Source organism: Chitinimonas sp. BJYL2 (genome assembly GCF_027257935.1).
Lineage (GTDB): Bacteria > Pseudomonadota > Gammaproteobacteria > Burkholderiales > Chitinimonadaceae > Chitinimonas.
Genome location: NZ_JANZKW010000002.1, coordinates 239672 through 252641, shown reverse-complemented (window position 1 = coordinate 252641; position 12970 = coordinate 239672). Strand labels below are relative to the sequence as shown.

Annotated in this window: 12 protein-coding genes; 11 read left to right on the top strand and 1 reads right to left on the bottom strand. The window is 59.6% G+C overall.

The window, feature by feature from the left end; translation table 11 throughout:
* Positions 1-128 precede the first annotated feature (128 nt).
* A complete protein-coding gene (locus O9X62_RS06790; protein WP_269532043.1) occupies positions 129-1925 on the top strand; it encodes a tetratricopeptide repeat protein in 1797 nt (598 codons plus the stop codon).
* A 45-nt stretch (positions 1926-1970) separates the two neighbouring features.
* On the opposite strand, the gene O9X62_RS06785 is transcribed toward O9X62_RS06790, so the two are convergent.
* Positions 1971-2858: a tetratricopeptide repeat protein gene (locus O9X62_RS06785; protein ID WP_269532042.1), complete on the bottom strand. Its 888-nt coding sequence runs from the start codon at positions 2856-2858 to the stop codon at positions 1971-1973.
* Positions 2859-3073: 215 nt separating this feature from the next.
* Between O9X62_RS06785 and O9X62_RS06780 the strand changes: the two genes are divergently transcribed.
* From O9X62_RS06780 to O9X62_RS06735, 10 genes are all read left to right on the top strand, one after another.
* Positions 3074-3355 (top strand): Flp family type IVb pilin, encoded by a 282-nt coding sequence (locus O9X62_RS06780; RefSeq protein ID WP_269532041.1) that lies wholly within the window; start codon positions 3074-3076, stop codon positions 3353-3355.
* 25 nt (positions 3356-3380) lie between these two features.
* Positions 3381-5087 (top strand): pilus assembly protein TadG-related protein, encoded by a 1707-nt coding sequence (locus O9X62_RS06775; RefSeq protein ID WP_269532040.1) that lies wholly within the window; start codon positions 3381-3383, stop codon positions 5085-5087.
* Positions 5084-5998 (top strand): hypothetical protein, encoded by a 915-nt coding sequence (locus O9X62_RS06770; protein WP_269532039.1) that lies wholly within the window; start codon positions 5084-5086, stop codon positions 5996-5998. The genes O9X62_RS06775 and O9X62_RS06770 overlap by 4 nt, the downstream gene beginning before the upstream one ends.
* Positions 5995-6663 (top strand): hypothetical protein, encoded by a 669-nt coding sequence (locus O9X62_RS06765; RefSeq protein WP_269532038.1) that lies wholly within the window; start codon positions 5995-5997, stop codon positions 6661-6663. Before O9X62_RS06770 ends, O9X62_RS06765 begins: the two co-directional genes overlap by 4 nt.
* Positions 6664-6743: 80 nt before the next feature.
* Positions 6744-6989 (top strand): hypothetical protein, encoded by a 246-nt coding sequence (locus tag O9X62_RS06760; protein ID WP_269532037.1) that lies wholly within the window; start codon positions 6744-6746, stop codon positions 6987-6989.
* A 76-nt stretch (positions 6990-7065) separates the two neighbouring features.
* On the top strand, positions 7066-8178 hold the full coding sequence (gene cpaB / locus O9X62_RS06755) for a Flp pilus assembly protein CpaB (protein ID WP_269532036.1): 1113 nt from the start codon (positions 7066-7068) through the stop codon (positions 8176-8178).
* An 18-nt stretch (positions 8179-8196) separates the two neighbouring features.
* Positions 8197-9495 carry a type II and III secretion system protein family protein gene (locus O9X62_RS06750; RefSeq protein WP_269532035.1) on the top strand — a complete coding sequence of 433 codons (1299 nt, stop codon included), beginning with the start codon at positions 8197-8199 and terminating at the stop codon, positions 9493-9495.
* Between the two features lie 8 nt (positions 9496-9503).
* Positions 9504-11234, top strand: a complete 1731-nt coding sequence (locus O9X62_RS06745; RefSeq protein WP_269532034.1) for an ATPase, T2SS/T4P/T4SS family — start codon at positions 9504-9506, stop codon at positions 11232-11234.
* Positions 11231-12079 (top strand): type II secretion system F family protein, encoded by an 849-nt coding sequence (locus O9X62_RS06740; protein ID WP_269532033.1) that lies wholly within the window; start codon positions 11231-11233, stop codon positions 12077-12079. The genes O9X62_RS06745 and O9X62_RS06740 overlap by 4 nt, the downstream gene beginning before the upstream one ends.
* Positions 12076-12957, top strand: coding sequence for a type II secretion system F family protein (locus O9X62_RS06735; RefSeq protein WP_269532032.1), 882 nt, complete (start codon positions 12076-12078; stop codon positions 12955-12957). Before O9X62_RS06740 ends, O9X62_RS06735 begins: the two co-directional genes overlap by 4 nt.
* Positions 12958-12970: the final 13 nt, after the last annotated feature.

The window sequence follows — 12970 nt, the reverse complement described above, 5'->3', positions numbered from 1 at the left end:
CTGTGGTGCCGCCTGAAAAGAACACGCCAGCCCGGTTTGCCGAGCTGGCGTTTTCCTTGTTGGGCGGGGTATCCGCTCTCATGCCGGGCTTGCTAAGCTGCTGGCCGGAAAATCGCACGGGGTAGGGCATGACAGGCAAGGTTGACCGTGGCTGGCTGGAGCGGCTGGGTGTGCATCGTCCCATACTGGCAGCGGGCCGACGCTTGCTGCAGGCGGATCATTACCGCATGGCAGAAGCCTATCTGCGCTATGCCGCACGTATTGCGCCTTTTGATGCCCGCATCTGGCTAGCATTGGGAACTTGCCTGCATTGCCGCCACAAGCCGGTTTCGGCCATCTCCCTGTACGAAAAAGCCCTCGCGCTGGACCCGCAGATCGCCGAAGCAGAAGAGCGTATCGGCCATGCGGCCGTGGCCGCCAGCATGTGGCCGCTGGCCATCACCCAGTTTTCCGGCTTGTTAGCCAAGCACCCCGACTCACCCCAGTTTCATTACTACCTGGCTAATGCGTATGCGGGCGATGGCCAGCTGCATGCGGCGCTTGAGCATTACCGGGCGGCGCTGGCCATGGAAGAGGTGGCGTCCACGCACAATGGCCTGGGCTTGGTACTCAGCGAGATGGGACGCCAAGCCGAAAGCCTGCCGCACTTCCGGCGTGCCGCCGAACTCTCTACCCAGCCTTCGTATATCTCCAATCTGCTGTTCACCCTGTGCTACGACGACACGCTGAGTCCGCAGGCGCTCTACCAACTGCATTGCGAGCAGGCAGCTCGCTTGCCGGCCGAGGTGAGCCGGCGCTGGCGGCAAAGCTTTGATCCGGAGCGCAAACTGCGTATCGGCTATATCTCGCCCGACATGCGCCTGCACCCGGTGGCGTTTTTCATCGAGCCTATCCTCGCAGCCCACAACCATGAACGCTTTGATATCTATGTGTATGCCACCCAGCAACAACTGGGCGGTGAGGTGGCGCAGCGGCTGCGCGCACTGGTCGACTTTTGGCGTGATTTTGATGACCCGGAATCCCCGCTGATTGCCGACCATGTGCTCGCCGATCAGATCGATATCCTTGTCGATCTGGCCGGGCACACGGGTAACAACAGCCTGCCACTGCTTGCAACGCGCCTGGCGCCGGTACAGGTAAGTTGGCTGGGGTATCTGAACACCACGGGTCTGAAGACCATGGATTACCGGCTGACCGATGCAGTTGCCAGCCCGCCTGCATTTGCTCAAGCCTTGCATTGCGAAAAGCTGGCGTATCTGCCTGCCTCGCAATGGTGTTATCGCGCGCCCCCCGAGGCTGGTGCCGTCAGCGCAGCCCCTTCTGCCAGCAAAGGCCATGTGACATTTGGTGCGCTACATAACCCTGCCAAAGTGGGCGGCAAGGTCATCGAACTCTGGGCCAGAGTACTGAAGGCGGTGCCGGATGCCCGTCTGCTGATCGTGGCGCGGGGTTTCGAGCGTCTAGCAGATGAAACCCGTGCTCGCTTCGCCGCTCTGGGCGTGGCACCTGATCGGATTGAAATCCGTGATCGCGTTGCGCTTGAGGCCTACTTTGCACTGCATGGCGAAATCGACATCAACCTGGATTCGTTCCCGTATACCGGTGGCACGACAAGCTGCCATTCGCTCTGGATGGGCGTGCCGGTGCTGACGCTGGCGTGCCCCACAGTGATGGGGCGAGGTGGCGCAAGCCTGCTCAGTCAGATTGGAATGGCTGACTGGATTGCCGAGTCGGAGGATGCTTTTGTCGAGCTTGCTGTCCGGCACGCCGGCAATCCCGCTGGTCTTGCCGAGTTAAGGAGCCAGCTGCGTGACCGCATGGCCGTATCCGCATTGATGGATGCACCCGCGTTCACCCAGGCTTTGGAGGCTGCGTACCGGCAGATGTGGTTTGCGCGCTGTGGGCAGGCGACAAGCCCATCATGAAAAACCGGCAGCGCGGGCTGCCGGTCGGTGTGGGGCTGTGTGGGTTCAGTTGAGCTTCTTGGCCCAGTCTGCCGCCGCTGCCGTATCGGGTTTTTCACCCCACAGGCCCTCGGTGTAGATCTTGACCAGACGCTGGATGGCGGGGCGGTAACCGACATTGCCGGCACGGGTGAGCCAATCTATCGCACGCGCGCTGTCCTGCGGCACACCGCGGGCGTTCTGGTGCATTAACGCGAGATTCAGCATGGCCTGTCCGTTGCCTTCCTTGGCGGCGCGTTCGTACCACAGCTTGGCCTCCGCAAAGTCCTGCTTCAGCCCGCGACCGCTGGCATACATGTAGCCAAGGTTGTTCTGTGCTTGCGGGAAGCCGGCATCCGCGGCCTTGCGGTATAGCAGCACGGCCTGAGCATTATCCTTGGGCACGCCGCGACCTTCCGCGTACATGAAGCCCAGATTCGTCTGCGCCAGCGGCAGGCCCTGATCCACCGCCTTGCGATACCACTCCACCGCCTTGGCAAAATCCTGCTTCACGCCCCAGCCGTTTTCCAGCAACACGCCAACATTGTTCTGAGCAAGTGCGTGCCCCTTGTCAGCCGCTTTGCGATACCACTGCATGGCCTGAGCGTAATCCCGCGCAACACCAAGGCCGCGTTCATACAGATAGCCCAGCGCGGTTTGGGCGGGCATATAGGCCTTGTCTGCGGCCTTGCGATACCAGAAACCAGCCTTGGCAAAGTCGGGCGCCACGCCTTCGCCACGCTCGTAAAGATTGCCGAGTTCGGTCTGGGCGCGTACGTCACCCTTGTTGGCAGCGTCGGTAAACTCATTGGCCGCTTTGACCAGGTCACCGGCCTGATAGGCCTCTCTCCCTGCTTTGAAATCCGCCGTTGCGGACAGGCTGGCGAGTAGCAACAGCAAGGGGAGGGTGCGCATGGCAATGATCCTGTTCAGATTCGATGAAAGTCAGCCTATACAGGCTAGGCTGAACCCCGCGTCTGTCAAGCCGTTTGATGGGTTTGACTTTGATCAGTACTGGGTCTAATTTCATGGACGAGGTGGAAGCAGGCTGCCTGGTGCAAGCCGGAATGCGCTTTTCGCCTTTCCACCACCACCGCAAACCTGCATTTGAATATCGAGGAGCCATCAGCATGAAACGTGTGGACAACATCCGCGTCGCACTGCGTAACCTGCCCAAGCGTCAACGTGGCCAGGGCATGACCGAATACATCATCATCGTTGCCCTGATCGCTGTGGCTGCCATTGGCGTATACAGCCTGTTTGGCCAGACCATCCGTGCGCAGGTGTCGGGTCTGGCATCGGAAGTGTCGGGTACGAGCGCTACCGGCGCCATCTCCAGCGCACAGAGCGCCGCGAGCAGCGCACGCACCACGGCCACCCAGTCCAAGGGCATGGGCAGCTACGGCAACTGATCGCCGACACGCGAGCGGAGCCCACATGTTTACCCTCCGGCGCTCCGCCCGTTTATCGGAAGCAGCAGGCAAAGACCAGCGCGGCCAAGCGCTGGTCTTTTCTTTGGTAACCGTCGCCGTGGTGATTCTGGTCATGCTGGCCACGTTCAACGTGGGTCAGGCTACGCTCGCCAAGATTCGATTGCAGAACGCGGCGGATGCGGCGGTCTACAGTGCAGCGCAGGCGCAGGCGCGTGATTACAATTTCAGCGCTTATACCAATCGCGCCATGATCGCCAACGAAGTGGCGGTTGCACAGGTGGTCGGCTTGCGCTCCTGGGCCGCCAATTTCAACAAGACCTACACCAGCGAGTTCACCTGGGTCCCCCGCATGCTGACTGCCCTGGGTGGGCCGTTGGCTAGCTGGATGTGGAACACCCCCTGGAACATCAACAAGAACATCGCCAAAACGTTCGACAGCGGCCTGAACACCATCGGCCCCGTGTTGGTGAAGGGACTGAATACGCTCAATCAGGCGCTGAATGTGGCGCAGATGTTCTACCACTACGGCACTGCACTCACCGTCGCTCAGACCATTGGCATGTCGCCGGGTGGTTTGCTCACGTTGCTTGGGGTCGATTTGTCAGGGCTACCTGATGAGGTTACTGACGTACTGAATTTTGGCGACAGCAACAATGTCCTCAAAATGAACGATCCTGAAGCCACCCTGACCGCTGGTGGCTGGCTGACCGCCGCCACGTCGCTCTACAACTGGCTGCGCTACACCGAGCGCAAGGATCCGAACGTCAAGCCGGCATCGGCCACGGCCAAGGGGGCCGACGGCGCCGAAGCGGATCGTCTGGCGGGTGTGGTGATGAACTCCCTCGACCCCTTCTCCCGCGATCGCAGTACCCGCAACGCTTGGTACGAGGGCGCGCCGGAAGTGTTTTACATCACACCCAATCCGTTCGTGATTGACCCGACCCGCTTCATTCCGTATCAGAACGGCGCGTTCATGATGTGGCTCTGGCACCGCGGGGGCACCGAACTCAAGTCGGTAACCGCTGGCGGCGGTGCCTCGGGCTATTCGAAGAAGACCTGGACGGCACTCGATGCCACCGGCTTTACCGGCGGCGCCATTTTCTGGATTTCGATTCTGGGTATTCCGATCCCAATCCCCATCATCATCCCCACCATGCCAATGGGCTGGGGGGCGGCACAGGCCGGCAAGCAGATCGCCGGTGCGCCTGCCCTGGGCACGAACAATAATTTCCAGACCCCCGCCGATGAGGCCTATGGCGGGGTCTATCAGGGTTTCAATACGGCACTGTCGGGATTCAGGCAGCGTGCACAAGGTGCGGGCAATACGATGGGCTGCAGCTTTACCGACTCGGGCTGTACCTCGGATACGAGCCACGGGTTGAAGAAGTATTTCGACGTCAAGAACACGAGTACAAAGGCAAATGGAGGCCCCACGCTGCTGATCGAGGTGCAGCGCGCGTCTTCCACCGTCCCCAATTCCAGCAAGATCAGTAAGGGCCGCTTTGAAATGGCCCCCGGTAAACCCGGCGATACGGATGCGATGAAAGCCTTGTCACGCGCCGAGGTCTATTTTTCGCGGCCCAGCAAACTCTGGGAGCGAGAGGACGGTAAGAAGGAGTTTGCCAGCCTTTACAGCCCTTACTGGCAGGCCCGGCTCACGCCGAACAGTTTCCTTGAGAAGTATGCTTCCATGATGTTCCACCTGCTATGACATCGTTCGTGCATATCCGCCAGCGCGGCCAAGCCATGATCGAGACACTGATCGCATGCAGCCTGGTGCTCGTGCCCTTGTTTCTGGCTTTGCCAGTGATTGCCAAGTATCTGGATATCCGCAGTCACGCGGTTCAGGCAGCGCGTTATGCTGCCTGGGAGCGCACTGTCTTTTTTGGCGGCGACGCGGCAAGCGAGTTGGGCTGGATTGTTGGTCCCAACGCGTGGAAGGCCAATGAAAAAACCGAAGGGGCGGTGAAGTCCGAAATCGCCGCACGCGTGCTGTCCAAGCCTTCCGATACGGCCAAAGTGGAGTCGGCGGATTCGAGCAGCAGTAACTTCAAGGGTGCGGCCAACGGTCTCTGGCAGGATCGGATCGGCACCAGCATGCTGGCCTATGGTGATGTGCAGGGGGCGGTCGGGCAGGAATGCGATCCCAGTGGGGATATTGGCGGTGCCATTTTCGGCGGCGAGTGCGCGCCGGGTACGGTCAACAGCGTGATCATGCCGGTGGTTGCGGTGGCATCGTCGGTCGGCCCGTTTACCTTGGAGATGGGTGGCAAATACACCGCCACCGTCACGCTCGGCGCGAAATCCTATGACCCGAACAGCTATCTGATGAGCGCCGCATTGGCGCGTAAGCCGATGACCGAAACATCGGTCGTCCTTGGTAATGGCTGGTCTGCAGAAGGCCCGAACACAACCGGGCGGATCGGGGTGACACAGCAGGTCAAAGGGCTTACACCGCTGTCGCTGCTGGCGGCAGAAATCGATATGGGGAGTCTAGGTAGCCTCTCCATCCTGAATGTCATTCAGACAGTCATGTCCATCTGGGCGCCCGAACTACATCCGCGCAAGTTGCAGATCGGCAAGATTGCACCGGATGAAGTGCCGGCGGATCGTCTCGAATGAAGCACGGCTTTCTCTTGATTCCGGCATTGTTTGCCGCACCGCTGTTTGCAGCGGATTGTCCTGACTTTGAAGCACCCGCCAACGTGCGTGCTAGCTGGATTGCCAAGGATATGGTCGTCAACAGCGTACCCATGGCTGTGTTGCAGATCGACAGCAAGCAGGGCCCCCAAGCCATGTTGGCGCATTACCGGCGTGTTTGGTCTGCGGGTAGGGGACTGGTGACGGAATACCCCGTTGCCGGTTGGGAGGCGATTGCCACAGCGCGAGGTCGCTGCTTCTATACATTCCAGACCAAAGTCTCACCGGAGGGCTCCACCGGCTTGCTGACCGTAAGCCAGGCACCGGATACCACCGTGCGCAAGGCCGAGCGCTTTCCCATGCCTACGGGTAGCCATGTGCTCAATGACATCCAGCATCGCGACGGCATCAAGAACGGACGCACGGTGTTTCTGAAAAACACCATGTCACTCGACAGCAATGCCAACTACTACCGTGAAGCCTTACCGGTGCAGGGGTGGAAGATCAGCCAGGAACGGAAAGTCCCGACCAAACACGGCACCGGTATTGTCTTTGACATGACCCGCGGACGAAATCTCGCCATGCTGACCATAAGCCGCAGCAATGCCGAGTCCTATGTGCTATTCAATTACATGGACACGCCCTAGGGCGCCGGGGAGACAGACGCGGTATGTGTACCAGACGAACAAGCGCGGCACAGCGCGGGCAATCCACCGTCGAATATCTGATGGTCATCATCGCCGTCATGGGCGGCCTTGTGCTGACAAGCCGCATGGATACGCTGGCTGCCAACATCCGCGCCTACTTCTCTGATTACAGCTACGCCATATCGATTGCTCAGGTGCCCGACTGCGTCAATACCTATGGCGGTTCTGTCGGCCCGGTCAGCGGTACGGTTACCGCTGACAACTGCCCGGACCTGACCAATCCCACCTGGCCGATTTCCAATGTGTCGGTCAGTTGGGAGCAGTAGTTCCCGATTTGCAACATAAGAAGCGGTAGCGCCACGCTGCCAATATTGATTCGCCTTTACAGGTCGCCAGCCCGTCATGAAGCTCAATCTCGCCAAGGTCAACCGAACCTGGGTCATGCTCGTCTCAGCCATCGTGCTGGGGCTGCTTGCCATGTTCCTTACCGTGCAGTACCTGAATCTGCAGGAACGCAATCTGCAGAGCCAGATAGAACAGAAAATGCGAGGCAAGGGGCCGCTGCTCTCTGTGGTGGTGCCGACTTCGGATCTGACGGCAGGGACGCCCGTGGACCTTGGCGTGGTTGCTGCGCGTGAGGTGCCGGGTGATCTGGTCTACGACGACGCCATCCTTGTTGATCAGTTCGACATGTACAAGGGCAAGGCGCTGATCCGCCCGGTGAAGCAGGGGCGTCCGTTGCGGGCTGGCGATCTGCGGGAAATCTATGCCGACTTTGCTGGCTCGCTCAAGCCGGGCACGCGCGCCATGACCATCGAGACCGATGAACTGAATTCGATCTCGAACATGGTGCAGCCTGGCAACCTGATCGACCTGATGCTGATCATGGAGCAAACCACAGGCGGTGCGGGCAACGACCCCAGTGCTGGCGGCAAGACATCCCGCATCGTTGTGCCCTTCATGCTGAGCGTGAAAGTACTCGCCACCGGGCAGAAGATCACCCGCGACGAAGCCGGCCCAGATGGCCAGCCTCAGCGCAAGTCATCCTATGGCACCTACACGCTGGAAGTGACTCCTGGCCAAGCCATCAGCATCGTCACCGCTCAGGAGTTGGGCAAACTGCGTGCCGTGCTGCGTAACGAGAAAGATGCCATCAAGGGTTCGGACCCGACGGTGGAGTATGACTCGGCCAGTGCCGGCGACCTGATGCGCAGCATTGCCGTACGCAGTCAGTCGGTTGCCAAGGCCTCGGCAGCGGCCAAGGTGGCGGCCTCCAGAATCGAGATTCCGGCCGGTGATGATCCGAACAGCTACATCGAGTACATCATCGGCGGCAAAGGCGGTTCGGATGGCATGACGCCGACCATGAATATTCCCATGGGCGCCGGCTACGGCAACATCTCGCTGGGTGCGCCGGCGGGTGCGCCCAATCCGATCGGGCCGTCCAGTAGTCTGCCCGTCAATGTCATGCCCACGGCTGCCACTCCGGCTGCCCCCGTTGCGCCCACAAAATAACAGGTACGGGAATTGTCCATGTTCAAGCATTTCAACCCGCATGCCCTGATCTTGATGACTGGTGTCGCGAGCGCCGTCTATGCCGCCGATGCCCCGGATAACAAGATCAGCGAGATCAACATGTTTGTCGGCGAATTACGCACGGTGCCTGCTGGTCGACTCGACCGCGTGGCCATCGGCAATGGCGGCATCATTTCTACCCGCGCGCTGGAGTCTGGCGAGCTCCTGCTACTGGCCGAAAAGCCGGGCGACACTTCCATGATGCTGTGGTCGGCCAAAGGACCTCGCCGCCAGTACATCGTCCGCGTGAGCCAGCACGATACGCAGAGCGCCATTGATGCCGTGAACGCCATGCTGCGTGGCATGCCCGGTGTGCGCATGACGCGTGTGGGGGGCAATGTGGTGTTGTCGGGCGTGGCCAGCAAGGTCGACATCGACCGGATCACCATGGTCGCCAAGCTTTACCCGCAGATCGTCAGCCTGGTCAGCGCTGAAGATGTGTCGATGAAGAAGATGATCTACATGAAGGTCCAGGTCATCGAGATGAAGCGTTCCCTGCTTGAGAATCTGGGGGTGCAATGGCCGGGCAGCATCAACGGTCCAGCTCTGGGCTTGCTCGGCAACTTCGGCTCCGAGAACCGCACGGGTATCCAGGCACCGATTACGGGGACCTTGCCGGTGCAAACAGGCAACCGCGGCCTGCGTACCTATCTGGGGATTTCTACTCTGGTCAGCACCACCATCAACATCGCCAAGAACAATGGTGATGCTTATGTGCTGGCTGAGCCGGAACTGTCTACCCGTTCGGGCGGCGAAGCCAAGTTCCTTGCCGGCGGGCAGTTCCCCATCCGGGTTGCGGGCGCCTTGGGTTCGACGTCCATCGAGTACAAGGACTACGGTATCAAGCTCAACATCAAGCCGATTGCGGACGACACCGGCAATATCTCGGCTTCGGTCGAGACCGAGATCAGCTCGATCGACAGCTCGGTATCGGTGGATGGCGCACCGGGCCTGCTGACCCGCAAGGCCAGCACCGACATCAACGTCAAGAGCGGCCAGACCATTGCGTTCTCGGGACTGATCAACAACGAGATGTCCAAAGACATCACCCGTGTACCTGGGCTGGGTTCCTTGCCCATCCTCGGGCACTTGTTCAAGTCGGACAACTTCCGCAACAGCCGTACCGATCTGGTCATTCTGGTCACGCCGACCGTGGTGGACCCCAACTCCACCCTCAACCGCGAACGGCTGGAACGCAGCGATAACCTGCGCGAACGGCTGGAACGCAACCTCGGCAAAACCGATATTCTCGACTAGGACGCACCATGCTGAAGGTCAAAGTAGTCACGCCGCGTGGCGCTGAAACAGTCTACGAATGCACGATAGACAGCTGTTCGATCGGCAAGAACGACGACAACCTGATCATCCTGCAAGGCTGGTCGGTGTCGCGTCGCCATGCGGTGGTGCATCGCCGTAGCGACGGTGTATATGTCGAAAGCCTGGATGGCAAAGGCAACACCAAGGTCAACGGAGATGCCGTGGCCTCGATGTATGGCCCGCTCAAGCCGGATGATTACATCGAAATCTGTGGCTACGAGCTGCGGGTACTCGATCTGGGCGAGGCCGCATCGCCTGCGCCGCCAGCTGTAGCGGTAACGGCATCGCAGGTGACGCCGCCACCTGCGTTGGTTCAGCCACCCGCTCCGTCAGTCGCACCGAGCCCCGCGCCTGCCAGTGTTGAGGCACCTGTTGCCGCGCCCATGGAAGCCAGCCGGCAGCAGGCCTGGGTAGAGCAGCTCAAGCGCATACATGGCGAACTCATCAAGCAGATGGACCTGCGCCGCATTGATCTGTCCAGCCAGAGCGAGGAAGAGCTGCGCCGTAATACCAAGGCCTTGCTCGAAGGCATCGTCAGCAATGATCGCAGTATCCCGGCCGACTTCGACAAGGCCATGCTGGTCAAGCAAGTGCAGGATGAAGTGGTGGGTCTCGGCCCGCTGGAAGACTTGCTGGCGGATGATGCCGTGACCGAAATCATGGTTAACCGTTTTGACGAGATTTTCATCGAGCGCAAGGGCAGGCTGACGAAATCCGATATCACCTTCACCTCGGATCAGGCCGTGGTCAGCGCCATCGAGCGTATCGTTACGCCGCTGGGAAGGCGCATCGATGAATCGTCGCCGATGGTGGATGCCCGCCTCAAGGATGGTTCCCGCGTCAACGCCGTGATCCCGCCGCTGGCACTCAAGGGTGCCAACATCACGATCCGGAAGTTTGCCAAGAACAAGCTGCATGGCGAAGACCTGATCAAGTTCGGCTCGATGACGCCAACCATGTTGGCCTTCCTCAAGACCATCGTCGAGCAGAAATCCAACATCATCATCTCGGGTGGTACCGGTTCGGGCAAGACCACCTTGCTCAATGTACTCAGCAACTACATTCCGGATGATGAGCGGATTGTCACGGTAGAGGATGCCGCAGAACTCAAGCTGTCGCAGCCCAACCTCGTCGGGCTGGAGTCCCGTCCGCCGAATACCGAAGGGAAGGGCGCCGTACCTATCCGTGATCTGGTCAAGAACTGTCTCCGTATGCGTCCTGACCGCATCGTGGTCGGCGAGTGCCGCGGCGGCGAAGCGCTGGACATGCTGACAGCCATGAATACCGGCCACGATGGCTCGCTGACGACGGCCCACGCCAACACTCCGCGCGATTGTCTGGCGCGGGTGGAGGTAATGGTGATGATGGCGGGTCTTGATTTGCCGATCCGTGCAATCCGCGAGCAGATATCGTCCGCCGTGCGTTTCATCGTTCAGCAGAACCGCTTCTCCTGTGGCTCGCGCAAGGTTACGCATGTGACGGAAATCACGGGCATGGAAGGCGACATGATCCAGCTACAGGACATCTTCCTCTTCAAGCAAGAGGGTTTCGGTCCGGACGGCAAGGTTCGCGGCCGCCATATCGCGACCGGTGCAGTGCCTGATTTCTATCAGGATCTGGTGGCTCGCGGACTGGATGTGGACCTCAGCATCTTCCAGGCAGAGGGAGGCTGGCGATGACCATCAGCAGCCTGCTGGCGCTGATTTTCGTTTTGACGATGATCTCGGTCTGGCTGATCTTCAGACTGGTACAGGGCTATCTGTCCAGGCAGCGCGCCACGATCGAGCACGCCACCAGCAATACGCTGGCGGACATGTTCATCTTTCTCGATCCGCAGCAGATGTTCCGCTACAACGTGGCGCTCACCTGCATCCTGCCACCATTGGTCTGGATACTGTTTGGCAACCCGGTGCTGGCTGTGGGTGCGCTGATTGCCACGGTGTTTGTGCCCAAGTGGTCTGTCGGTTTTCTTGCCCGCCGCCGCTTGAAGCGGTTGGAACAGCAGTTGCCGGATGCCTTGCTGATGGTATCGGGTGCGATGCGGGCTGGTGCCAGTCTTAATGTTGCGCTCGAGTCCATGGTCAAGGAATCCAAGCCGCCGGTCAGCCAGGAATTCGAGCTCATGTTGCGGGAGCAGCGGCTCGGCGTGGATTTCGATACCGCCCTGCAAAATCTTGAGCAGCGTAATCCCCAGCAGGATTTCCAGCTGGTGATTTCGGCCATGCGCATCTCCAAGGAAGTCGGCGGCAATCTCGCTGAAATTCTCGAATCACTGGCGAGCACCTTGCGCCAGAAGGCCATCATGGAAGGCAAGATTCGCAGTCTGACTGCGCAGGGCAAAGCCCAGGGCGTGATCATGACCGGTTTGCCCATCCTGATGATGTTTGCCCTCAAGGCTATTGAACCCAAGGCCATGGAACCGCTGTTCAACTCCTGGATCGGCTACGGCACCCTGACGGTCATCATCGTCATGGAGCTGATCGGCTACTGGTTCATTCGCAAGATAACCAATATCGACGTATGACAACGCTCATCGGCTTGATTATCGGCTCACTGATCGGGGTGAGCGTATTGTTGTTCTTCTACAGCCTGTCCAAGCTCAAGGGCGAGGTGCCGGATGAAGATCGTGCCTACATGGACGAGTTGCCGCCCATGCTGCGCATGCTCTGGCCCTTGGTGAACTTCTTCGAATACCACCTGACTTGCCGTTTCCCGCCTGATTTGCTCGAAAAGGCGCACAAATCCCTGCGCGAGACTGGCGTCGGTTACCTGATGAGTGCGGAGCAGTATTACGCCTTGCGTATCCTTTCGGCGCTGATTGCCGGTGGTTTGACCCTGTTCTGCATTGTGGCCTTGCATGGCTCAGCCTACGAATGGGCGGCGATCATCGGTGTACTGGGATATTTCTACCCGCTGATCTGGCTATCAGATGTGCGCAAGCGTCGCCGCAAGGAAGTGCTCAAATCCCTGCCCGTTTATCTGGATTTCATTACGCTGGGTGTTGAGGCAGGCTTGAATCTGACGGGCGCGATCAAGCAATCGATGGAAAAAGGCCCGCCCGGTGCCTTGCGGCATGAGTTCTACATGGTTGTGCGTGACCTGCGCGCCGGCGTGCCGCGTGCCGATGCCTTGCGGCGCATGGAGACCCGGCTGGATATGCAGGAAATCACCGCCTTTGTCGGCGCCGTGATTCAGGCTGAGAAAATGGGTGCCCGTTTGGGGCAGGTTCTGCGCATGCAGGCAGAGCAGAGGCGTATCGAGCGCTTCCAGCGGGCCGAGAAGCTGGCAATGGAGGCACCGGTGAAGCTGATCCTGCCATTGATTATGTTCATTTTCCCCGTGACGTTCATTGTGCTGGCATTTCCCATCGTGATGAAGTTCATGCAGGAAGGCATGCTTTGAGGACCCTGCAAGC

Excerpts from the sequence above, each read along its gene's own strand:
- O9X62_RS06790 (WP_269532043.1), top strand. The coding sequence starts at position 129 with ATGACAGGCAAGGTTGACCGTGGCTGGCTGGAGCGGCTGGGTGTGCAT.
- O9X62_RS06785 (WP_269532042.1), bottom strand. The coding sequence starts at position 2,858 with ATGCGCACCCTCCCCTTGCTGTTGCTACTCGCCAGCCTGTCCGCAACG.
- O9X62_RS06780 (WP_269532041.1), top strand. The coding sequence starts at position 3,074 with ATGAAACGTGTGGACAACATCCGCGTCGCACTGCGTAACCTGCCCAAG.
- O9X62_RS06775 (WP_269532040.1), top strand. The coding sequence starts at position 3,381 with ATGTTTACCCTCCGGCGCTCCGCCCGTTTATCGGAAGCAGCAGGCAAA.
- O9X62_RS06770 (WP_269532039.1), top strand. The coding sequence starts at position 5,084 with ATGACATCGTTCGTGCATATCCGCCAGCGCGGCCAAGCCATGATCGAG.
- O9X62_RS06765 (WP_269532038.1), top strand. The coding sequence starts at position 5,995 with ATGAAGCACGGCTTTCTCTTGATTCCGGCATTGTTTGCCGCACCGCTG.
- O9X62_RS06760 (WP_269532037.1), top strand. The coding sequence starts at position 6,744 with ATGGTCATCATCGCCGTCATGGGCGGCCTTGTGCTGACAAGCCGCATG.
- cpaB (WP_269532036.1), top strand. The coding sequence starts at position 7,066 with ATGAAGCTCAATCTCGCCAAGGTCAACCGAACCTGGGTCATGCTCGTC.
- O9X62_RS06750 (WP_269532035.1), top strand. The coding sequence starts at position 8,197 with ATGTTCAAGCATTTCAACCCGCATGCCCTGATCTTGATGACTGGTGTC.
- O9X62_RS06745 (WP_269532034.1), top strand. The coding sequence starts at position 9,504 with ATGCTGAAGGTCAAAGTAGTCACGCCGCGTGGCGCTGAAACAGTCTAC.
- O9X62_RS06740 (WP_269532033.1), top strand. The coding sequence starts at position 11,231 with ATGACCATCAGCAGCCTGCTGGCGCTGATTTTCGTTTTGACGATGATC.
- O9X62_RS06735 (WP_269532032.1), top strand. The coding sequence starts at position 12,076 with ATGACAACGCTCATCGGCTTGATTATCGGCTCACTGATCGGGGTGAGC.